The 21,516-nt window shown below is 67.1% G+C and carries 24 protein-coding genes; 14 read left to right on the top strand and 10 right to left on the bottom strand.

What is annotated here, in order from left to right:
* Positions 1-167: 167 nt before the first annotated feature.
* Entirely contained in the window at positions 168-2,477 is a 2,310-nt protein-coding gene (locus ABDZ81_RS07205; protein ID WP_343773240.1) for a twin-arginine translocase subunit TatC, read from the bottom strand.
* Between the two features lie 107 nt (positions 2,478-2,584).
* Here ABDZ81_RS07205 and tatC point away from each other — a divergent pair, with 107 nt between their 5' ends.
* A complete protein-coding gene (tatC, locus tag ABDZ81_RS07200; protein WP_343773239.1) occupies positions 2,585-3,925 on the top strand; it encodes a twin-arginine translocase subunit TatC in 1,341 nt (446 codons plus the stop codon).
* 131 nt (positions 3,926-4,056) lie between these two features.
* Positions 4,057-5,094, top strand: coding sequence for a sodium:calcium antiporter (locus ABDZ81_RS07195; RefSeq protein WP_343773238.1), 1,038 nt, complete (start codon positions 4,057-4,059; stop codon positions 5,092-5,094).
* A gap of 4 nt (positions 5,095-5,098) precedes the next feature.
* On the opposite strand, the gene ABDZ81_RS07190 is transcribed toward ABDZ81_RS07195, so the two are convergent.
* Complete coding sequence (locus tag ABDZ81_RS07190) at positions 5,099-5,488, bottom strand: hypothetical protein (protein ID WP_343773237.1); 390 nt, start codon at positions 5,486-5,488, stop codon at positions 5,099-5,101.
* A gap of 289 nt (positions 5,489-5,777) precedes the next feature.
* Between ABDZ81_RS07190 and ABDZ81_RS07185 the strand changes: the two genes are divergently transcribed.
* Complete coding sequence (locus ABDZ81_RS07185; RefSeq protein ID WP_343773236.1) at positions 5,778-6,464, top strand: histidine phosphatase family protein; 687 nt, start codon at positions 5,778-5,780, stop codon at positions 6,462-6,464.
* Here the strand turns inward: ABDZ81_RS07185 and ABDZ81_RS07180 are convergent.
* The gene (locus ABDZ81_RS07180; RefSeq protein ID WP_343773235.1) at positions 6,461-6,718 is read right to left on the bottom strand and encodes a hypothetical protein; all 258 of its coding nucleotides are present in this window, start codon (positions 6,716-6,718) and stop codon (positions 6,461-6,463) included. The two genes, ABDZ81_RS07185 and ABDZ81_RS07180, sit on opposite strands and share 4 nt — an antisense overlap.
* Positions 6,719-6,893: 175 nt before the next feature.
* Between ABDZ81_RS07180 and ABDZ81_RS07175 the strand changes: the two genes are divergently transcribed.
* Positions 6,894-7,031, top strand: a complete 138-nt coding sequence (locus ABDZ81_RS07175) for a hypothetical protein (protein WP_343773234.1) — start codon at positions 6,894-6,896, stop codon at positions 7,029-7,031.
* 40 nt (positions 7,032-7,071) lie between these two features.
* Here the strand turns inward: ABDZ81_RS07175 and larE are convergent, their stop codons facing one another.
* The gene (gene larE / locus ABDZ81_RS07170) at positions 7,072-7,953 is read right to left on the bottom strand and encodes an ATP-dependent sacrificial sulfur transferase LarE (protein WP_343773233.1); all 882 of its coding nucleotides are present in this window, start codon (positions 7,951-7,953) and stop codon (positions 7,072-7,074) included.
* Between the two features lie 97 nt (positions 7,954-8,050).
* Entirely contained in the window at positions 8,051-8,581 is a 531-nt protein-coding gene (locus ABDZ81_RS07165) for a DUF7344 domain-containing protein (protein WP_343773232.1), read from the bottom strand.
* Between the two features lie 385 nt (positions 8,582-8,966).
* Between ABDZ81_RS07165 and ABDZ81_RS07160 the strand changes: the two genes are divergently transcribed.
* From ABDZ81_RS07160 to ABDZ81_RS07140, 5 genes are all read left to right on the top strand, one after another.
* On the top strand, positions 8,967-10,124 hold the full coding sequence (locus tag ABDZ81_RS07160; protein WP_343773230.1) for a SipW-dependent-type signal peptide-containing protein: 1,158 nt from the start codon (positions 8,967-8,969) through the stop codon (positions 10,122-10,124).
* 414 nt (positions 10,125-10,538) lie between these two features.
* Positions 10,539-11,594 (top strand): hypothetical protein, encoded by a 1,056-nt coding sequence (locus ABDZ81_RS07155; RefSeq protein WP_343773229.1) that lies wholly within the window; start codon positions 10,539-10,541, stop codon positions 11,592-11,594.
* Positions 11,587-12,486, top strand: a complete 900-nt coding sequence (locus ABDZ81_RS07150; RefSeq protein WP_343773228.1) for a signal peptidase I — start codon at positions 11,587-11,589, stop codon at positions 12,484-12,486. The genes ABDZ81_RS07155 and ABDZ81_RS07150 overlap by 8 nt, the downstream gene beginning before the upstream one ends.
* Positions 12,487-12,858 (top strand): hypothetical protein, encoded by a 372-nt coding sequence (locus tag ABDZ81_RS07145; protein WP_343773227.1) that lies wholly within the window; start codon positions 12,487-12,489, stop codon positions 12,856-12,858.
* Between the two features lie 91 nt (positions 12,859-12,949).
* On the top strand, positions 12,950-13,309 hold the full coding sequence (locus ABDZ81_RS07140; RefSeq protein ID WP_343773226.1) for a hypothetical protein: 360 nt from the start codon (positions 12,950-12,952) through the stop codon (positions 13,307-13,309).
* Between the two features lie 15 nt (positions 13,310-13,324).
* Here ABDZ81_RS07140 and ABDZ81_RS07135 read toward each other — a convergent pair whose 3' ends face one another.
* The 3 genes from ABDZ81_RS07135 to ABDZ81_RS07125 all read right to left on the bottom strand — a co-directional run bounded on the left by ABDZ81_RS07135 (position 13,325) and on the right by ABDZ81_RS07125 (position 15,071).
* A complete protein-coding gene (locus ABDZ81_RS07135) occupies positions 13,325-13,624 on the bottom strand; it encodes a HalOD1 output domain-containing protein (RefSeq protein ID WP_343773225.1) in 300 nt (99 codons plus the stop codon).
* Between the two features lie 168 nt (positions 13,625-13,792).
* A complete protein-coding gene (locus ABDZ81_RS07130) occupies positions 13,793-14,440 on the bottom strand; it encodes a helix-turn-helix domain-containing protein (RefSeq protein ID WP_343773224.1) in 648 nt (215 codons plus the stop codon).
* Positions 14,441-14,585: 145 nt separating this feature from the next.
* Positions 14,586-15,071 carry a hypothetical protein gene (locus ABDZ81_RS07125; RefSeq protein WP_343773223.1) on the bottom strand — a complete coding sequence of 162 codons (486 nt, stop codon included), beginning with the start codon at positions 15,069-15,071 and terminating at the stop codon, positions 14,586-14,588.
* Between the two features lie 266 nt (positions 15,072-15,337).
* Between ABDZ81_RS07125 and ABDZ81_RS07120 the strand changes: the two genes are divergently transcribed.
* Entirely contained in the window at positions 15,338-15,547 is a 210-nt protein-coding gene (locus tag ABDZ81_RS07120; protein ID WP_343773222.1) for a pro-sigmaK processing inhibitor BofA family protein, read from the top strand.
* Positions 15,548-15,552: 5 nt separating this feature from the next.
* On the opposite strand, the gene ABDZ81_RS07115 is transcribed toward ABDZ81_RS07120, so the two are convergent.
* A complete protein-coding gene (locus ABDZ81_RS07115; RefSeq protein ID WP_343773221.1) occupies positions 15,553-16,929 on the bottom strand; it encodes an MEDS domain-containing protein in 1,377 nt (458 codons plus the stop codon).
* Positions 16,930-17,153: 224 nt separating this feature from the next.
* On the opposite strand from ABDZ81_RS07115, the gene ABDZ81_RS07110 reads away from it, so the two are divergent.
* A complete protein-coding gene (locus ABDZ81_RS07110) occupies positions 17,154-19,181 on the top strand; it encodes a MutS-related protein (protein ID WP_343773219.1) in 2,028 nt (675 codons plus the stop codon).
* 46 nt (positions 19,182-19,227) lie between these two features.
* Positions 19,228-19,389: a hypothetical protein gene (locus tag ABDZ81_RS07105; protein WP_343773218.1), complete on the top strand. Its 162-nt coding sequence runs from the start codon at positions 19,228-19,230 to the stop codon at positions 19,387-19,389.
* Positions 19,390-19,403: 14 nt separating this feature from the next.
* Here the strand turns inward: ABDZ81_RS07105 and ABDZ81_RS07100 are convergent, their stop codons facing one another.
* Complete coding sequence (locus ABDZ81_RS07100; RefSeq protein WP_343773217.1) at positions 19,404-19,724, bottom strand: hypothetical protein; 321 nt, start codon at positions 19,722-19,724, stop codon at positions 19,404-19,406.
* Positions 19,725-19,877: 153 nt separating this feature from the next.
* Between ABDZ81_RS07100 and ABDZ81_RS07095 the strand changes: the two genes are divergently transcribed.
* Together ABDZ81_RS07095 and ABDZ81_RS07090 are read left to right on the top strand one after the other, a co-directional pair.
* Positions 19,878-20,045, top strand: a complete 168-nt coding sequence (locus ABDZ81_RS07095) for a hypothetical protein (RefSeq protein WP_343773216.1) — start codon at positions 19,878-19,880, stop codon at positions 20,043-20,045.
* A gap of 94 nt (positions 20,046-20,139) precedes the next feature.
* Entirely contained in the window at positions 20,140-21,267 is a 1,128-nt protein-coding gene (locus ABDZ81_RS07090; RefSeq protein ID WP_343773215.1) for an ORC1-type DNA replication protein, read from the top strand.
* The last annotated feature ends 249 nt before the right edge of the window (positions 21,268-21,516 follow it).

Genomic DNA, 21,516 nt, shown 5'->3' with positions numbered 1-21,516 from the left:
TTGCTTTCGAAACCAGCGGTACGCGATTCGGTGTGTAACAGGCTCATAATCTCATCCCGATCCCTCTGATCGTTACATGTAGTATCTACACCGATGGAGTGGCATCTGCCGCTGAGAACGTCTGTTTTTCTAAGTATCAGGGCAGCAGCGGCGTCCCGACGCCGCCGTCAGGCCGGCGAGCCGCCGCGACCCCGCAGCCGCCCGGGCAGGGTGACCGCCCAGAGGATGCCCAGCCCGATCAGGTACGCCAGCGCGACCGGCGCCGCGAACAGCAACATCGTGAGGATGCCGTTGGGCGTCGCCACGCCGGCGAGCGCGAAGATCGCGAGCACGACCACGCGCCAGCGGTCCATCATCGACCGGAACGAGAGGACGCCGCTGCGGTGGAACAGCAGCATGGTGACGGGGATGTTCGCCAGCAGGCCGATCCCGATCGTCAGCGAGAAGATCAGCCAGAAGAAGTTGCGCAGCCGGTAGGAGACGATCATCCCGGCGGCCTTCGCGTCCGCGACGAAGTAGGATATCAGCTCCGGCGCGATGACGAAAAAGCCCAGCAGGCTGCCGCCGATCAGGCCGGCGACGAGGCAGCCGCCCCAGACGAAAAAGACCGAGCGGGAGACTCGACCCTGGGCGACGAGCCCGCGCTCTTCGAGGGCCGGCCAGGCGTAGTACAGTATCAGCGGCAGTGCGATCACCACCGCGAGGATCGTACTGACCTGGACCTCGAAGATCAGCACCTCGACGGGGTGGAGCGCGATGATCTCCCCGGTGGCTTCGAGCGCCTCCGTACCGCCGTCCTCCGGGCGCAGGTCCTCGGGCACCTGCGCGAGGAACTGCTTCCGGATGCGGCCGATCCCGCCGGAGTAGAGCCAGAAGAACGTGAGGACGAACACCGCGATCATCAGCCCGACGATGCGGAACATCTTCGAGGTGAGGCTGGAGACGATGAACCGGAGATCGTAGAAGTAGCCGCCGATCTCCTCCTCGGTCGTCTCGTCTTCCGTGAACGCGTCCATCATGCCCGCCGCCGTGCCGGTGACGGGGTTCCCGGAGTCGTCCGCGTCGGTGGCACCCTCGCCGTCCGCGGCGTCTGCGGCAGCGGCGTCGGCCGCGTCAGCAGCATCCCCGTCGTCGGCGTCGTGCTCGGCCTCCAACTCGTCGAACCGGTCGAGGATCAGCTGGGCCTTGTCGGGCTGGTCGTCGTCCATCGCGCGCTTGGCGTGGGCCAGCGCCTCGTCCTCGGTCAGCGAGAGGAACGCCTCGGGCGGCGCCGCGCGGACGCCCGCGACGTCCAGTTCGTCGAGATCGAGGTCGGCGGGACCGCCGGTGCTGGCGGGCGCCGGCTCGCCGTCGGCGTCCGCCGCGGCCGACGCCGTCGAGGAGCGGCCGGTGTTGCGCGGCTGGACGGGCGAGCGGAGCACCCGAGCGGTGTTGTAGGCGATCCCGAGCAGCGCGACGACGGCGGTGGCCTGGATCGCGACCCAGACGCGGGCCAGCGGATCGCCGGCGACGAACTCGCCGTCCGGCCTGATCAGGTCGGGCAGCGCCGGCAGGAGGTACTCGTTGGCGACCGTCGGCCCGCCGGTCGAGAGGACGAGGATCGTCCCGACGAACGCGAGCACGACCGCGAGCGCGAGATGCTTGCCGCGGCGGCGGAACTTCTCGGCCTCGACCGGGTCGGCCGCTCGCCCGGCGCGCTTGACGTTCGTGATGAGCTTCGAGAGGCCGAGGCTGGCGCCGTACAGCGCGACCAGCGGGAGCGCCCACATGACCTGCGTGAACGGGTCCGGGGGTGAGAACACGGCGCCGAAGACGAAGATGCCCAGCACGGCGTACTTCCACTTGTCGCGGAACGTCTCGTAGGGGACGATCTCGGTGTACGTCAGGACCGCCATCGCCATCGGGAGCTGGGCGGCCAATCCAAATGACAGCGTCAACAGCAGGATGAACTCGGTGTACTCGACGATGCCGTAACTCGGCTTCACGCCGGCCTGGTTCGCGTTGCTCGCCAGGAACTCGAACATGTAGGGGAAGAAGACCCCGTAGGCGTAGATGACGCCGCCGACGAACAGCGCGACCGACACCACCGCGAAGCCGGCGACCCGCCGCGCGTTGATCGGGATCGTCGAGTCCGCGCGTTCGAGGATCGCCTCGCGCCCGTAGTACAGCAAGACGGGGACGGCAAAGAGGACGCCGACGACGAGCCCGATCTTCACCTGCAGCAGGATGACGTCGAACGGCGTCCGGACGACGATGTCGGTCGCCTCGGCCGTCGCCGCGTTCATCCGGGACTTGGTGTTGGCCTCCAGGAAGTCCCAGACGACCGCTCGCATCGCCCAGATCGTGCCCATCATCCCGATCACGAACGCGACGAAGGCTTTCTGGAGGTGCGTCTGGGCCGACGAGAGCACGCCCGCGATCGTCTCGCGGCCGGCCTGGACGGTCTGGACGGTGTCCTCGTCGACGGCCGAACTCATAGGTACCGAGGGGTAATCGATTGCCCGTTATCAATCTTCTTCTCCCCGCGCGGTCCTGCGGTGCAGTAAAAAGGCCTATAACGCGCCGTGCGCCTACATTCGATCAGATGGCCGAGGAGCCGGGCGACGGGGACCGGGTCCCCGACGAGCGCGACGACGAGCGAGACGAGGAGCCGTCGGTATCGTCGGAAGTCGAGCGGGAGGTCGAATCCGAGCTGAACGCCGACGACGACGAAGCCGATCCCGGCGCCGAATCCGACGACGACGAGGCGGCGTCGCCGCCCGACTCCTACCGACCGTACCACAAACCCACCGAGATCGACCACAGCGGCGACGAGAGAGGCGACGCCGACAGCCCGACCGCGGACGGTCGGGACGCCGCCGACGCTGATCCCGACGCCGCGCCGAGCGACGACGCCGTGGAACCGTCGACCGACCGGATGCTTCCCGAGGACGACGACGCGGGCGCCGGCGCTCCGGAGACGCGCGACGACGACGTCTCGAAACCCGACGTGGACGACATCACGAACGAAACCGGCGTCGACGAGGCGCCGCCCGCCGCGAACGGCGTCGCGCCCGACGACGACACGAACGGCGTCGCGGACGAGCCGCCAGAGCCGACCGCCCGGACAGACGGGAGCCACGCCGGCTCGGACGTCGGCGTCGCCGGCACCGGCAGCGTGGCCGACGAGACGCCCGACGACGAGTCCTCCGAGATCGGGATCAGCCAGCCGCCCGACGACGAGGAGATGCCGCTGGCCGACCACGTCGAGGAGATGATCAACCGGCTGGCGATCGTGCTGTTCGCGGCGTCGGTCGTCACCGTCGTCGCCTTCCCGATCGCCGAGCGGCTGATCACGACGATCTGGTTCGGCGTCCTGCCCGCACAGGAGGTCGCGTCGCCCCACGTGTACGGCCCGCTGGAGCTCAAGCTCACCGAGCTGAAGCTCGCGAGCCTCGCAGGGCTGACGATTGCCCTGCCCGTCGCGGTGTACGAGACCTACCTGTTCATGCGGCCGGGGCTGTACCCCAACGAGCGGCGCTACTACCTCGCGGCGGTGCCGACCAGCCTCGTGCTCGCGGTCGTCGGCATCTCCTTCGCGTACTTCCTGGTGCTCCCGGGGCTGTTCACGTACTTCCTCTACTACTCCGACGTGACCGCCAACGTCGCGTTCGGGCTGCGCGAGACGTTCAACCTCATCTTGACGATGATGGGGATGCTCGCCGTGGTGTTCCAGATCCCGCTGTTCATCATGCTGGCGACGATGATGGGCATCACCTCGCGTCAGTGGCTGGCGGACAACCGGCTGCTGTTCTGGGGCGCGTTCCTGGGGCTCGCGTTCCTCTTCAGCCCGGACCCGACGGGGATGGCGCCGCTGATCGTCGCGGTGACGATGGTCACCCTCTACGAGGGGACGCTACTGCTGTTGCGCTGGGTCGGGCGGTGACGCCGCCGCGATCGCGCCGAGTCGGGCGGTAACGCCCGGTCGCGCGCCGACCCGACGGACCCCGAGCGCGGAAAGAGGCCCGAGAGCGGGAACGAGACCGTTAAAACGGTCCGTCACAGAACGAATCAGCAATGGCCCTCGGTGGCGTTCTTCCCGACACGACGCTCGTCAACGTTCTCGTCGTCTTCGTCACCACGGCGTTCATCTGGGTGGGTAGCGGGTTGCTCGAAGACTCCGCGGAGAACCTTTCCGCGTACTACGGGCTACCCGCGGTCGTGCAGGGATCGATCGTCGTCGCGGTCGGCTCGAGCTTCCCGGAGCTGGCGAGCGTGGTGTTCACGGCGCTGGCCGGGACGTTCGACATGGGCGTCGGCGCGATCGTCGGGTCGGCGATCTTCAACATCCTCGTGATCCCGGCGCTGGCCGGGCTCGCGAGCGACGGGACGCTCGAGACGAACCGCGCCATCGTGTACAAGGAGGCGCAGTTCTACATGATCGCCGTCTCGGCGCTCGTGGTCACTCTGGCGCTCGCGGTCATCTACGTCCCCGATCCGAACGGCCCCGAGCTGGCCGGGCAGCTCACCCGACCGCTGGCGATGATCCCGCTGGCTCTGTACGGGCTGTACCTGTTCATCCAGTGGCAGGACGTCGGCGACCACGACGCCGTGGACGCCCCGCCCGGGATCTCGGCCGCCCGAGAGTGGGGGAAGCTGGCCCTCAGCCTGTTGATCATTCTGCTGGCAGTGGATCTGCTGGTCGGCAGCGTCGAGTCGCTCAGCACGACGTTCGGCGTCCCCGAGTTCCTCGCCGGCGTGACGATCATCGCCGCGGCGACGAGCCTCCCGGACACGCTGGTGAGCGTGCGGACGGCCAGAGCGGGCAACGGCCTCACCAGTCTCGGGAACGTGCTCGGCTCGAACACGTTCGATCTCCTGGTCGCGATCCCGATCGGCGTGCTCATCGTCGGCTCGGCCACCGTCGACTTCGCGGTGGCCGTCCCGATGCTGGGCGTGCTCACGCTGGCGACGGTGCTTTTGTTCTCGTTCCTGCGGACCGACCTCGAAGTCACCGACGCGGAGTCGTACGTCCTGCTGGCGGCCTACGCGGTGTTCGTCGTCTGGGTGCTCGCCGAGACCGGCGACGTGACGAACCTCCTCAAGACGGCCTGAGCGCCTACTCGTCGTTGAGCAGCGACGTGTCGGTCACGTCCGCCGGCCGCGTGCGCTCCAAGGCGTACTGGGCCGCGTCCTCGACGTCGGCGGGGCCGTCGCAGGCGCCGACGAACAGGCCGGCGAACGTCGACACCACCTCGTCGGCGCGCGCCTTCGTCGTGACCGTTCGGACCTCGGTCTGCTCGGAGAGTTCCGTGTAGGGGTACAGCGTGAGGAAGATCGTGTAGGCGCCGTCCTCGCCGGACTCGGCGTCGGGCATCGCCACGTGGAGGCGCACGTCGCCCGTCTCGTGAACGTACCCCTCGTAGGTCGGGTCGCGATCGGACCGGCGGGCCAGCCGGTCGTACCGCTCGTCGCGCTCCCAGTCGGCCGGTAGCTCGTCGTCGTCCATCGTGCTGTGAATGATCTCCCTATCTAACGAACGTATAGAATGGCCCAATATTCGCCCACCATCGCACCAGTTCTCGACGATCACCGATATTCGATGCCACTCACCCCGCAAAAACCGGTCGAGTGTCCAGTGGTCGAGAGCGCCGCGGCAGCGTTTGCCAAGACGAGCGCGATTCCGGCGTCACTCGGCGAACTTACGGCGCCGAGCGCGACGTCGCCGTCGATCACAGCGACCCGGACGTGCCGACGCACGCCAAGCTACTTTGCCACAGGAACCCAACAGATCGACGATGGGAACGGTCGTCCTGGTGCGACACGGCGAGACGGACTGGAACGCCGACCGGCGGATCCAGGGCTGGGCGCCTGCGCCGCTGAACGACGCGGGCCGCGAGCAGGCCCGGGCGCTCGGCGAGCACGTCGCGGCGCGGTACGACATCGACCGGATCGTCGCGTCGGACCTGCGGCGGACGACCGAGACGACCCGCGAGCTCCGGCGGTCGCTGTCCGACGCCGACGTGGAGTTCTCGCGGGCCTGGCGCGAGCGCGACTTCGGCGTCCTGCAGGGGCTGTCCTACCGGAAGCTGTTCGAGGGGTACCCCGAGTTCTCGGTGCGTAAGTCCGGGTATCCGGCCGCGGTCGCCCGTCCCGAGGGCGGCGAGAGCTGGCGGGACGTGTACGAGCGAGTCCGCGACGCGTGGACGGAGCTGGTCGACGAGGTCGCCGAAGCGGGAACCGCTTCGGACCCCGACTCGACGTCGCCTCGTCGGGCGGGTGATGAAACGGTGCTGGTCGTGAGCCACGGCGGCCCGATCCACGTCGTCATCGGGCTGCTCAAAGGGTACGACGTCGTCGAGACGATCGCCGAGATCGATCTCGGCAACTGCGCGCTGACGGAGGTCGGCGTCGACGCGGACGGCGTGCCGACGCTCCAGCGCGAGTGCGCGGCGTCGTTTCTGGACGCCGACGCGGAATCTTAGCGGTCCTCGAGCTCGCGTTCCATCTCGGCGGCCCGCTCGTGGACCTCGCGAACGGCGTCCTGTTGCTCGCCGCGCGGGACGGTGGCGCCCTGCAGACGGTAGTCGCCGATCTGCCAGTCTGGAGTGAGATCCCAGACCGTGCCGTCGTCGGACGACGATCCCTCGTCGGGCGCCGAACCGCCTGTGCGTCCGCCGGACTCGGCGTCGCCGCGCTCGCTCGATCCGAGCAGTCGGTCGCGGAGCCACCCGATCATGTGCGTTCGTTGCACGCCGATCGAAATAAAACGTGGGGCGCGTGCGCCGAGGAGCGGCGTCACCCCGCGATGACGCCGCGACGGCCTGCGGTGACGCCGAGACGGCCCGCGGCGAGGCCGCGACGCGACCGCGGGAGCCGGAAAAACTATGCCGACCGGACGTACTCTGGGGGACGTGAGCGAGTACTACGTTACCCTGAACGGCGACCGGGTCGCCGGGCCGTTCGACTCCCGAGCGGAAGCCAAGCGGTGGGCCGACGAGGAAGGAACCAACGAGGTCGGCCTGAACTACCTCGTCGAGCGGGCGAGCTGAGAGCTGGGTCGACGCCGAGGTACGGACGCCGACGACCGCTTCACTCGGAGCGAAGCGCGCTGTAGTCGGTCTCGAAGACGTTCTCGACGAGCGGTTCGTCGTCCTCCTCGGCCTCGTCGGCAGGGCTGACGCTCCCGGTCTGGTAGCCGTGCAGGTCGAGCGTGACGTGCTCGAAGCCGAGATCCGAGAGGTGCTCGCGGACGGTCTCGACGAAGTCCGGATCGAGCGCGACCTCCAGTTCGTCCTGACTGACCTCGATCCGTGCGAGCCCGTCGTGGTCGCGGACGCGGAACTGCGAGAACCCCCACTCTCGCAGGATGCGCTCGGCCTTCTCGACGCGCGTGAGCTTCTCCTCGGTGACCTCCAGCCCCGTCGGGATGCGCGAGGACAGGCAGGCCATCGAGGGCTTGTCGGCGACCGAGAGATCGTAGCGGTCGGCGATCTCCCGGACCTCCTCCTTGGTGATGCCGTGTTCGAGCAGCGGCGAGTAGGCGTTCAGTTCCTCGACTGCCTGCAGTCCGGGGCGGTGGCCCTCGCCCGGGTCGCTGGCATTCGTCCCGTCGCAGACCGTCTCGATGCCCAGCTCCTTCGCGTGGCCGAACATCTCGCCCAGGCGCATCGTCCGGCAGTGATAGCAGCGATCGCCGTCGTTCGCGACGAACTCCGGACTGTCCAGTTCACTGAACTCCACGATATCGTGGCGGACGCCGATCTCCTCGGCGACGCGCCGGGCGTCGTCCAGTTCCGCGTCGGGCAGCGTCTCGCTCTTGGCGGTGCAGGCGACGGCGTCCTCGCCGAGCGCGTCCTGCGCGACCGCCGCGACGACGCCGGAGTCGACGCCGCCGCTGAAGGCGACGAGCACGCCCGACCGCTCGGCCAGGTCCTCGCGCATCGCCGCCAGCTTCTCCTCGACGGTTTCCATGGCCCCACGTTGGGGATCGACCGGGAAAAGCACACTGACACGGCGCTGCGGGCGGGAGCGACGGACGAAGATGTTCGGGAGAACCGCCCCGCCGCGATCACCGCCCGAGCGCCCGCCAGACGTACCACCGGTTCGTCCACAGCTGGTAGGACGTGGCGACGACGAACGCGAGGAGGAATCCCGAAGCCCACAGGATCGGATCAACCCAGCCCAACGGCGGGACGCCGCCCAGCGCCGCGACGACGACCGTCAGTCCGGCGACCCCGATCGACCGGTAGATCTCGCTCCACGTGAACCCGTAGTCGGTTCGGACCTCCATGTAGCGGTTGACGTCCCGAGCCCGGTCGTGGAGACGGACTTCGCGCTCGTCGCGGTCGTAGACGACGACGCCGAGTGCTTCCAGTTTCGGGAGGTGGGACTGGTGTAACGAGTTGTACACGCTCTCCCTGACGGTTCGGGGCGGCGGCGTTTCGCCGGTCTCGCGCTCGGCGATCCGTTCGGAAAGCTCCTGCAGCGAGACCGAGCCGCCGTCGGACGCGACGGACAGATTTCTGATCGTTTCGCGGCGACGGCGATTGGCGAGCACCTCGTAGATCTCCCCCTCAGATAACGAATTCTTTCTGAACATCGCAATTGAATCTTCAAATCCGAATCAGATACCGGGGAGATATTAGTATATCCCGTATAAGGATACTTAGATTTCATCGAGGTGGAACGTCCCGTCTCCGTCGGCCTGATGCTAACGGAAATGGGAGTTAGAAACGCCGAGAGTTTCGAAATCGATAGAACTAGTTCAGAGGCCCTTTACTCGGATTGCCACCGAGTGGAAAGGGTTCCAATCGCCGATTGGATGGGTTCGTCCCTCGTCAAACGAGCCGTTCGAAGCGGTGCAACGACTCGTTCGAGCCCTCTATCGATTCGTTCGATCGTTCTTGTCATCAAATAACAATATACAGCTCTCTTCTCGGCTGAAACAGCCGGTCGGGCCACTGAGCGCCCGTCCGGGAGAATCCATGACCGACGACAACCACATCGACCTCTCGCGCCGCAAGGTGCTCGGGAGTCTCGGCGCCATCGGCGTCGCCTCCGCGGGCGCCGGCTTCGGCACGAGCGCGTACTTCAACGACGAGGAATCGTTCGACAACGTCATCACGGCGGGCAAGCTCAACCTGATGGTTGACTACTACTCCTACTGGGATCAGGGGAAGGCCGGCAAGGGAAGCCTTTCCGAAACCGCCGACGGAGACGCCGTCAGTTTCGAACTCGGGGACGTGAAGCCGGGCGACAGCGGAACCATGGCGTTCTGCCCGCGAATCAACTCCAATCCCGCGTACCTGTGGCTCGGTGGTGAGCTCACCGAAAACCACGGGAACGGTCTGACCGAGCCCGAAGCGGAAGTCGACGATGCTGATGGCGCGGGCGAAGGCGAACTTGCCCAGAGTATCGACGTTACCGTCAGTTACTGCGAACTCAACGAGGTCGGTGATAAATTCAAGCCGAACAAGGACATCGAGAGTTCGACAGAAATCTGGTCCGGGTCGCTCGCCGACTTCCTGACCGAGAACCAGATGGGACTTCCGCTCGACGGCGATGGTGATGAAGGCGGCGAGCGAGCGTGTTTCGACGCCTCGGGAGACAACACCTGCCTCTGCATCGACTGGGAGATTCCCACGGACGTCGGCAATGAGATACAGACCGACTCGGTCGGGTTCGACCTCCAGTTCTACGCCGAGCAGTGCCGGCACAATGACGGCGAGAACAACCCCTACTGTACCGAGCTCTCGCTTGACCTAGAGGAGCAGTACAACCAGCTGCTAGACATCACTCTCCCGGACCCGTACGTGCTCGAGATCGAGGTCGAGGACGAGAACGGCGATCCGTTCACGGGAGAGATCACGGCTGCCGACCACGGTAACGATGAGTTCGTGTGGGTGACAGACCATCTCGGCGAGTTCGACGAGACTCCAGAGAACCGGTACGGTGCATACGTCGAGTTAGATTTCGACGACGACGGAACCGCACAGATTCTCTTCGGGAATGTCGATGACGCGGACGTCTCGTACCTTGGGCTGGATGTCAATGATGTGACTGAGAACATCGAGGTCAACGTCGGTGAAGTGATCGACGGGCTCGAAGTCACCAGTATGTGCGTGAGCACGGGTATACAGTAGCACCGCACTCAGCGGCATCGACCCACTCGGCGCACGGCGGTTCGACTCCGCCGGTGGGTCTCCCGGAGAGGGGACCATGTTAAGAACCACCACAGCACTCGATCGACGGACGCACCTCGCCAGCGCCGCGACGATCGACTCCCGTTCGGGTGAGCGAGACGGAGTTCGGTGGGACGCAACTCACAGCCGGTATACGGTCACTACCGACCTATACGTCGGCAAAACTGTTCAGTATGACATTAATTCCTTTCAAGACGTTTCTCGTCCGGAACCGATGGCATCGACTCGTCCGACAGGGGCGATCGGAGATGCCCGATCGAAGATGACTGTACAAACAGCGGAACCGGGGGTAGCGATCGACGGAGCGACGCCGGAGCGATGGCGTCGATCCGCGGAGTTCGGAGGCGGTCGGCCGTGACTGACGAGTCCTCCCTGCCGACACGACGCAGTCTCCTGGCGAGCATCGGAGGCGTCGGCGCGTTCGGCGCCGCCGGCGCGAAGACGCTCGCCTCGCTCTCGGACGAAGAGGGGGTTTCCGGGGACCTGCAGGCCGGGAGCGTCAACGTCGACGTGACCTGCGACGGCTGCAATGTCAAGGACGGTCGCCTGCAGCTGGGGCTCGGATCGATCTCGCCGGGGGAGTCGAACTCGAAGACACTCCAGTTGTCCGTCCCCGAGGGGACGAACCCGGTGCGGCTGTGGTTCCGAACCGGCTGCCCGCCGGTCCCGGACCCCCTCGGTGCAGCCCTCGAAGCGCGGGTCGCCGTCCGTCCGAACTGCGACGACGCGAAGCGGCGGTACCCGCTCGGCGACGAGTGGATTTCATTCTCGGAGCTGCGACGGGAGTTCCACGGCGGAATCCGGCTCGACGATCCGGACGACCCCTGCCTGGGCGCGGGCGAACAGCTGTGTCTCGACGTCGAGTATCGGCTTCCCGAGGACGCGACGGGCGTCGTCGGCGCCGAAACGGGGCTGGTCCTCGATTTCTACGCTCAGCAGTGTCGACACGTCTCCGAGAACGACGTCGAGTCCCCGTTCCCCGACGAGGAGTGCCCGGCCGCCGAGTGCCCCGACTGCGTCAAGCTAGGGAAACTCGAGGTGAGCGACGATCAACTCAGCATCAGAACCTACGACTTCGACGAGCAGTACGGCGAGTTCGAGGGCGACGACGCGTACGAGCTCGAGGTGTTCACGGTGACCAACAAGGAGGAGGAAGGGAACAACCAGGAGACGGTCTGTGCGAGCGTCGGGGTATTAAAAGACGGGAGCGAGTCGGCTGCGCCGCCGATCTGTAAGGTCGACGTCAAAGGCGGGGACGTGACCGAGACATACGACATCGATCCACCGACAACGCGGACGCGCGGCGAGGTGTGTTCCGATCCCGAGGGCAACAACGCCTCCGGCAAACGGCCGGCGATCAGCAACCTGACCGTCTACGTCTGCTCCGAGGAGGTGGGCGCCGATGGATAAGCGTCGCGTCGCGAAAATCGCGGCGCTGCTCGTGCTGGTGGCGCTCGTCGTCCCGTTCGCGGTGTACGCCGTCCCGGGCGCGGTCGGCGCCGATCACAGCTTCGTCGTCCTGTCGGACAGTATGTCGCCGGAGATCGAGTCCGGCGACGCCATCATCGTCGAGGAGACCGATCCGGCGTCGATCCAGGAGGGCGACGTTATCACGTTCGTCCGCTCGGACGAGGGAACGCCGGTGACCCACCGCGTCAGCGGCGTCGACGAGAGCGGGGGGCAACTCTCCTTCGAGACGAAAGGCGACGCGAACGAACAGCCGGATCCGACGCAGGTGCCCGCGGGGAACGTGATCGGGGCGGTGGCGTTCACGATCCCCTACATCGGGTACGTGATCCAGTTCGCGAACACCGCGCTGGGGTTCGTGCTGCTCGTCGCACTCCCGCTGGCCGCGCTCGCGGGCTCGGAGGTGTGGCTGCTCGTCAAACGACGCCGGGACGAGACCGCGCGGAGCGACGCCTCGCACGCCGACGCCGAGACCGAACCGAACGAAGGCGACTCGACCGACGATACGACGATGCTCACGATACACCCGACCGACCTGAAAGCGACGACGATCCTGCTCGCGCTCGTGGCGCCGTACGCGGCGTACGTCGCCGTTCGGCTGCAGACGCCGCTGACGTTTGCCGTGGCGTTCGCATCATTGCTCACGGGACTCGCCGCGGGCGGACTGCTACTCGTCGAGCGCTATCCGGCAGAGGAATCCTCGGAACCAACTGAGCGGGACGAAGCGGACGCCGGAGATGACACGGTCGAAGGGGATGGTGCAGTTCCTGACACCGTCGGTGACGCTCCGCCGGACGCCGCAACCGACGGCGGCAGCGCCGGCGAGGTGGAGTGAATGGCGCCGACGCGACGGGTCGCCATTCTCGTTACGTGCTCGGCGATCATCCTCGCCGTCGTTGCGAGCGGGCCGGGGACCGTCGCACTGCTTAGCGACACCCACGTCGCGACGGGCAACATCTCTGCCGACGCGGACGGCGATCGGACGACGACGGTCGAGGCGGTCGACGAATCGGAGAACGCGACCGGAAATGTCAGTGCGGGCAACGCTAGCGTCGGCGTCGACGCGGCGGACGGAAACGCGAGCGCAGGGAACACAAGCACAGGGAACGCGAGCGTCGGAAACTCGGATGCGGCGACGAGCCACGACGGCGTAAGTCCGAATGGGACCGTCGAGAGCGGGAACGAAGCCGCGGAAAGATCGCAGTAGCGGGCGCAAATCGCCTGCAGACGCGCTTCGACCGCCGCTCGACGCCAACGTTCAACAGCGACGCCGTGGCACGGTCTCGTGGGGGAGAACCATGCCCGACTACGACGTCCACGAACCGGAGTACGACGACACGACCGACGAGGAGTGGAATCGCCCGCAGATGGAGGATTTCGACACCGACGACCTCGGCGAGATCGCCGACAACTTCGTGCTCTCGGAGTCGGGGTTCCCGCCGGAGAACTTCACCGACCTCGACGTTCCGGTCGTCGATCCCGAGGGGAACCTGAATCGTAACGCGCTCCAGACCGCAAAGAGCGGCGGCCACGGCGTCCCGGCGATCGACGGCATCGACGACGACACCGCCGAAGAGGCCGAGGAGATCGTCACAGACCTCGCCAACGAAAATTTCCCGGACGCGGACTTCACCGACCCGGACGAGGACGGCGGCTGAGCCGTCGCATCGCGGTCACGAGTAGTCCCGTTCGACCTCGATCGTTCCATCGTCGAAGACAGTCACGTCGAATTCGTCGTAGTGGAAGGACGCGCTGCCGCCGCCCGAGGCTCTGAACAGCCGATCGAGAGCGTCGACGTCCGTCGCGGAGTACAGCGGCGGCAAGTCGAGAGGATCGCAGCGCTCCGCGGCGGCGATCACCGCGAGCACGGCCATGCTGGCCCGATCGCGCGAGCCGTCGTAACTCGCGCGGAACACACCTTCGTCATTGCAGAACTCGATAGACTCTATCGACCCCACCAGGCTGGCGCCCATCGAATCTCCCGGTCCGTCGGCAGGGCGTACGCCGCGGGCGGCCTGCAGTCGGACATTTACGGTCCGACAGTTCTCGTCGGTAGATGCCATACGGTCGAAGGAGGGGCGCCGACCGGTTGACGCTGGTTTTTGCCGGGGCAACTCCCTTTTATACCAACCGCGACCGCCTCAGTCGTTCGCGACGAGCGTGCTCGCCACGAGCCGCCGGATGCCCCGCTGTAACCGCGAAGAGACCGCCTGATGGGAGATTCCGAGTTCGTCCGCGAGGTCGCGCTGCGTGGCCTCGCGCGGCGAGTCGAAGTAGCCCCGAGTGTACGCCAGCACGAGCGCCCGCTGCTGGCCGTCGGTCAGGTCGTACTCGCGGTCCGACCGGAGCGACGACAGGGCGTGGAGTTCGGTGAGCTCGATCGAGATGTCGCGCTTCCGGCAGTACGCCTGGAACTCGGAGACGCCCTCCTGGTCGGCGCTCCGGACCTCGAACGTCCACCGGCGCTCGTCGCCGATCCCCGAGAGGAGCGCGACGGGCGTGTCGACCATCGCGGTCAGAACGCTCTCGCGGGAGAGATCCCACTCGATGCGGAGGAAGATCTGGTCCTCGACCTCGTCGATGATCGCGACGTCGCGCACCCCGGCGTCGTCGGCCAGATCGGTCTCGAATCCGCCGATTCCCTCGGCGTGGATCCAGAAGTAGGGGATGACGGCTTCGTCAGTCGGAACGACCCGGTCCAGTTCGACGGTCGCGTCGGGCAACTCCTCGAAAATGCCGCTCAACGGAAACTCGGACTGGTCGATCGTAAACGACGCTTCGATCGCCATACGGACGGTAGGCGGGCGACGGTAGTGAACGACCGGGGTCGACGCCGCGCCGACGGGGCAGAGCTACCGCTCGGCGGGTACGCACTGTCGAGAAAATCGCGTCGGGTCGAGGGCCGCGTTCACGGAGCGTCGAGGCGGCGGGGATCTATTCGGCGTCCTCACCGTCGGTCTCGTCCGATTCCTCATCGTCGCCCGCATCGGAATCTTCGTCGGCGTCAGCGTCGGCCTCGGTCTCGTCGTCCTCGGCGTCTTCCGCGTCGCCGTCCGCCTCGTCGTCAGCGTCCGACTCGTCGGCGTCCGCGTCGTCACCCGAGTCCGGGGTGACGTCGCTCACGGCGTCCCCGAGGTTGTCGATCTCGCCGTCGAGGAACGCGTTGATCTTGTCGTGGATCTGGCTCACGTGGTCGGGCACCTGTTCGGGGAGCTCGCCGGGCGGTCCGGCGTCGCCGGCGGCGTCGTCTGACTGACCGGCGTCGTCAGGCTGGCCGGCGTCGCCGGTCGGTCCGGCGCTGTCGGGGGCGTCGTCGTTCGTGCTCTGTGCGTCTGCTGGCGTGGCGGCGCCGACCGCGGCCACGCCACCGACGAGCACGAGCGCCGCGAGGGCGATCGTGCCGATCGTTCGTGCGTTCATCGCAGTCGCTCGTTGCCCGGCGAGGGACTTGAAGGGGGGAAGCCGTCAATCCGAATTCGCGGTTTTGGTGCGGGTTTTAGCCCGGATTACGTCGAGTTAACTCGGATTAACTGGGCGACGCCGGCACGGGCTTGCGCGCCGCGGCGGTCGAGCGCCCTCGCGCGGTCGCCGCCCGCCACGCGCGGACCGGAGACCGTCGACGGCCAGCACGGTCCGTGCGAAGCGAAGCGGCCCCTTACAAGAGGGGCGCCCCCGAGAAGGTAGTCATGGCATCCCTGAAACCGCTATTTATCAACGCGATCGTCGGCCTCGTGATCCTGGTCGTGGCGAACGTCGCCGGACTGGCCGTTCAGATATCGCTCGCCACGCTGCTGATCTGTACGATCGTCGGCGTTCCCGGGGCGATCCTCGTGGTGCTGCTCGCGCTGTTCGACGTCGCCTTCGCCGCGACCGTCGTCCCGGTGCTGGCGGGGTAAAAACCTCATCCGACCCGCTGGAGATCGATGCGGAGGTGCCCCTCCGACTGGCCCGTGTCGGGGAACGACAGCGTCCCGTGGGCGTTTTCGACGAACCACTTCACGAGCCAGAGCCCCAGCCCGCTCCCGTGTTCGAGCGCCGTCTCCTCGCCGCCGAGCACCGCCTCGCGCTCGGCGACCGGGATCGACGGCCCCGGATCGCGAACGTCGATCCGGACGACATCGGCCGAAGGCGTCGAGACGTCGAGCGCGACGACGGGCGGCTCCTCGTGCTGATAGACGATCGCGTTCGCGAGCGCCTCGAACAGCGCCCTGTCGAGGCGCTGGTCGGCCAGCACCGAGCAGTCGGGGACCTCGGACACGCTCACCTCGCCGTCCGGGTACGCGTCGGCGACGTCGTCGACCGCCCGCTCGATCAGCGTCGCGAGCGGCGTCCGCTCGACCGCGGTGTCGCGGATCGTCCGCTGGACGTACCGGGCCTTCTCGGCCATCGCGACGACCGCGTCGACGCTCCCCAGCGCGGCGTCGAGCTCCGCCCGCTCGGCGGCGTCGATCGCCTCGTTCCCGCGGAGATTTTCGAGGACGCCCCGAACGACGTTGAGGTCGTTGCGGATGTTGTGGCGCAGCACGCGATTGACGACGTTCAGACGCTGTTCGCGGCGATCGACCTCTCGGCGCGCCTCGGTCAGCGAGTACGCCTGCTCGAGCATGAGCCGGGCGTTGCGGTGCCGGTCGTCCTCCGTCCGGTACTCCTCGGGCGGGACGTAGAAGGGGTTCTCGCAGATCGCGTTCCGATAGACGATCTGACGGTGGGTCCACAGCGCCTTGGCGGTCGAGCGCTCGCCGAACTGCGAGAGGTCGTACTGGCACAGCGCCGTCACCGGGAGCTCGGGGGCGACGGCGTCGAACGTCGCCTCGAAGTCGAGGATGTGATCGAACGAGACGTTCGTGTGGAAACACCAGGAGTTCTCGCCCGCGACCCACAGACCATCGTACCCGTCCTCGACGCACCCCTCGCAGCCCTCGGTCAGGGTTTCGATCATCCCCTCCGGGTCGAACCCGGTGTCGAGGTACACGTCGGCGGCGTCCCGGAGCACGAGGTCGCCCGCCGCGACCCGGGCGTCGACATCGACCCCGGCGGCCCGCAGCGCCGTCTCGATCCGATCGAGGTCGTTGACGTCCGCCAGGTACAGACAGCGGTGGCCCGTCTGGAGCCCGTGGTCGACGAACGCCGCGGCGACCTGCAACTGGGTATCCTGCGAGCGGTAGAACAGCGCGAGGTGACGAGCGAGATCAGTCCGCCCGAGATCGGCGCGGAAGTCGGCGACGGTCCGAGTCGTCTCGGGGAACTCCGAGTCGCCGTCTCGAACGGACTGATCCATGGTTCGTAGAGTAGTTGTGCGTGAGCGGCTTAACGCTTCGGCAGGAAACAGTTTCCAGTACCACTTTTGCGAGCGCAGTTACTATGCTTTGGATTTCAAAGTGATTCGCTTCGAACTCTGAAGCAATTTATCGAAGCAGCGGGACGAGACGTTCGGAGCGTCGGCGCAGCAGGGCTTCCCGACGGCGGGACCTTTTTCTCGCTCGGATCGAATGGGGCGAGTAGATGGAGTTCGAGTCGATCCCGGGCGTCGGAGCGAAGACCGCCGCGGCGCTGGCCGAGCTCGACGACCCGGAGCGGGCCCTCGAGACGGGCGACGTCGCCGCGCTGGCCGAGGCGCCGGGCGTCACGCAGGGGCGGGCCGCCCGCATCGCGCGCGGCGCGATCCGGCGCGAGCACGACGACGACGGCGACTTCCTCGCGACCGACCGGGCGCGCGAGGTGTACCGCGAAGTGCTCGGGCTGCTGCAGGATCGGACGGTCACGCGCTACGCCGAGGCGCGCCTGGAGACGTTCTACCCCTCCGGCGCCCGCTCGCGGATCGAGGAGGTCCGCGAGTTCGCCCGCGAGGCGATCGAGCGCGAGGCCGACGACGCCGCGATCGACGCGCTGGACGGCGTCGAACCGCTGAGCGAGCCCAGTAACGTCACGGTGCGCGATCGCTGTCTCGCGACGACCGACGCCGAACGCTATCGAGCGGCGACCGACGCGATGCCCGAGCTGAGCGTCGAGGTCGTCGAGGACGCCCGCGGGCTCGCGGAGCTGGCGCGGGGGTACGCGACGGTGATCGCGATCGACGAGACGTTCGCCGGCGTCGACGTCGAGGGCGACGTGCGCGTCGAACCGGACGCCCTGGAGAAGCCCGCCGAGATCGTCCCCGAGCGCGCGCTGGCCTTCTTCGCCGAGAATCGCGACCGGATCCGGGCGGCGATCGACGTCCACCGGGCGTCGGATCTCGATCCCGACGCCGACCTCGACGCGCTGGAGAGTGCGCTGGAGCGGCTGGACGCCGACGGCACGCCGGCCGGCGACGAGGAGCTCGAACGGCTGGAGCGGGCGGTCGACGACCTCGACGCCGCCGCGGGAACCTCCGAGTCGGTCGCCAACGACCGGCTCCGCGAGTCGATCCGCGAGCAGGACGTCACCGTCGAGGGCTCGGACCTGCTCTCGCTCGTCGAGCAGGGCGCCGGCGTCGACTCGCTGCTCTCGCGGGAGCTGGCCGACGAGTACGCCGCCGCGGTCGAAGCGGCCCGCGAGAACCTGATCGACGCGCTCGACCTGGACTCGGGCGAAGCCGAGATTGCCCGCCGCGCGTTCGGCGAGGACCCCACGTTTCCGGTCGAGCGCGACGAGGACGTCATCTCGCGGCTGCGCGAGGAGCTCCAGGCGGCCCGCGACCGGCGCGCGACCCGGCTCAAAAAGGAGCTCGCGCGCGATCTCGCCGACGAGCGCGAGACCGCCCAGCGACTGGTCCGGGCGGCGCTCGAACTGGACGTCGAGCTCGCCGTCGCGCGGTTCGCCGCCGATTTCGACTGCGCGATGCCCGAGATTGTCGAGCCGGCAGCGACCGATGGTGGTGCGAGCGCAACTCAGCGAGCACGCGAGCGCGCCGGCGGCGTCGCCATCGAGGCCGGGCGCTCGCCGCTGCTCGACGTCCCGATCGAGGAGGTCGACCCCGTCGACTACGAGGTCGGCGGCGTCGCGCTGCTGTCGGGCGTGAACAGCGGCGGGAAGACGTCGACGCTGGATCTGGTCGCGACCGTGGTGATCCTCGCGCAGATGGGGCTGCCCGTGCCCGCCGAGGACGCCGAAATCGCGCTGTTCGAGGATCTGCACTACCACGCCAAGACCCAGGGAACCTTAGATGCCGGCGCGTTCGAGAGCACGGTCCGGGAGTTCGCCGACCTCGCGACGGGCGGGGCTGGCAGCCTCGTGCTCGTGGACGAACTCGAGAGCATCACCGAGCCCGGCGCGAGCGCGAAGATCATCGCAGGTATTCTGGAAGCGCTCCACGAGAACGGCGCGACGGCGGTGTTCGTCTCCCACCTCGCGGGCGAGATCCGCGAGACCGCCGACTTCGCGGTGACCGTCGACGGCATCGAGGCCGAGGGGCTGGTCGACGGCGAGCTGCAGGTGAACCGCTCGCCGGTCAAGGATCACCTCGCGCGCTCGACGCCGGAGCTGATCGTCGAGAAACTCGCCGGAGAGCGCGACAGCGAGTTCTACGAGGAGTTGCTCGAAAAGTTCGAGTAGCCGAGACTGACGCTTTTCCCGCCGGAAACCGTACGAAGGAAGCGCTATGGGGATCGAGTTTAGCTGCGCCATGGGCGACTGCGAGTTCCTGCACAGCGGCGAGGATCGGGAGCAGGTCACCACGAGGGCCCGCGAGCACGTCGAAACGGAACATCAGGTACCCGCCGACGAGTACGACATCGAGGAGGACATCAGCCGGACCGAGTGAGCGCGCGTCGTCGCTCAATAGAACTTGTCTTCCCACCAGTCGTCGCTCTCCTCGTCCGAGGCGTCCGCGGCCGACTCGCTCGCGTCGCCCGTCGCGTCGGTACTCGCAGCGATCGCCTTCCCCCGCGCCAGACCGTGGGCGTACACCGAAGCGGTCGCGAGCGTCTCGTCGTCCTGGAGCGCGAACGATTCGGCGACGTCGTCGGGGACCGAGTCGGGGACGGTCGCGCGCTCGCCGGCCGCGTACTCGGCGGCCGCGCGGAGCGCCGCCGGATCCAGTTCGTCGAACCGTTCCCGCAGGAACGCCGGGAGCACGTCGATAGACGCCGTTGCCATACGCCTGCGATCGCAAGCGTTCGTATTTAGTATCACGAATTCGATTGTTTTCGAGCGGGACTGAAGCGAACGAGGGGAGAACCTGAATCTGCCGAGGGGACACGCTCCGTAGCCCCGGCCGCTTATCTTCGACGTCGTGGTAGTTGCAACTGTATGCCCGAGCAGTTCCAGTGTCCCGAGGACGGCTGCGGATTCGTCGCCCGAACCGACGAGTACGACGAGGCGATCGCGCGGGCCCGGCGCCACCTCGAACAGCGACACGACGAGGACGTCGACGAGTCGGACCTCAAGGAGCACGTCGCGTCCGTGTCGAGCACGTGATACGGGAGATAGGGAGTGCCTACCGACGACCATCCCGGTCGTCAGACGTCTAGCTGCCGAAAGACTAAGTGGTCTGGGGAGCGTGGTGAAAGTAATGGCCGACGACCCCGAAGAGGGGATGCTGTCCTGGGACGAGTCGGTGTTCCGGGACGAGCACGTCTTCGAGATAGACTACGTCCCCGAGACGTTCAAGCACCGCGAGAGCCAGATGCGCAGTCTCAAGTACGCGCTGCGCCCGGCGGTGCGCGGGTCGCGGCCGCTCAACGCGATGGTGCGCGGGCCGCCCGGCACCGGCAAGACCACCTCGGTCCAGAAACTGTTCGGCGAGCTGGCCGCCCAGACGGACGTGGCGACGATCCGGGTGAACTGCCAGGTCAACGCGACGCGGTACTCGGTGTTCTCTCGACTATTCGAGGGCGTGTTCGACTACGAGCCGCCGACCAGCGGCATCTCGTTCAAGAAGCTGTTCAACCAGATCACCGACCGGCTCGTCGAGGACGACGAGGTGCTCGTCGTGGCGCTCGACGACGTGAACTACCTGTTCTACGAGAACGAGGCCAGCGACACCCTCTATTCGCTGCTGCGCGCCCACGAGGAACACAGCGGCGCGAAGATCGGCGTGATCGTCATCTCCTCGGACCCCGAGCTCGACGTGATCGATTCGCTGGACAGCCGCGTCCAGAGCGTGTTCCGGCCCGAGGAGGTGTACTTCAACCGCTACGGCGAGGGCGAGATCGCCGACATCCTCGGCGAGCGCGTGAAACGCGGGTTCCACGACGGCGTCGTCTCGACCGACGTGCTGGACGAAGTCGCGAAACTGACCGCCGAGAGCGGCGACCTCCGCGTCGGCATCGACCTGCTGCGCCGCGCGGGGCTGAACGCCGAGATGCGCGCGAGCCGCACCGTCTCGGTCCAGGACGTCGAGGACGCCTTCGAGAAGTCGAAGTTCATCCACCTCTCGCGGAACCTCCAGAACCTCTCGGAGAGCGAGACGGAACTCGTCGAGGTGATCGCCGAGCACGACGGCGATCAGGCCGGCGACGTCTACGAGGTGTTCCACGAGCGCACCGAACTGGGCTACACCCGCTACTCCGAGATCGTCAACAAGTTAGAGAAGCTCGGCATCATCGACGCCGAGTACGCCGAGATCGACGGCCGGGGACGCTCGCGGGCGCTGTCGCTGGAGTACGACCCCGAAGCCGTGCTGGATCGGCTGGAGTAAGACCGGGGGAGATCGACGCCCGAACAGATTTTTATCGGATCGAGCGACCAGCGCCGACGTGCTCTGAGAACCCGCCCCGGAGCGGATAGCGATTGTGCGGCGCACTGCTCCGGGCTCCGCCGATGCCGCCTGTTCGCCAAATTGCTGTGCAGCCATCATCCACTGACGCCGCGGTCCGATCACGTACAAAAACCTTTCCCCGGATTTCCGTCCGAGTAATCGGATGAGTGGATTAAGGGAGATAGCGCA

Origin of the sequence: Natronoarchaeum mannanilyticum (assembly GCF_039522665.1) — an archaeon.
Taxonomy (GTDB): Archaea; Halobacteriota; Halobacteria; order Halobacteriales; family Natronoarchaeaceae; genus Natronoarchaeum; species Natronoarchaeum mannanilyticum.
This window is presented reverse-complemented; position numbering and strand designations above follow the sequence as displayed.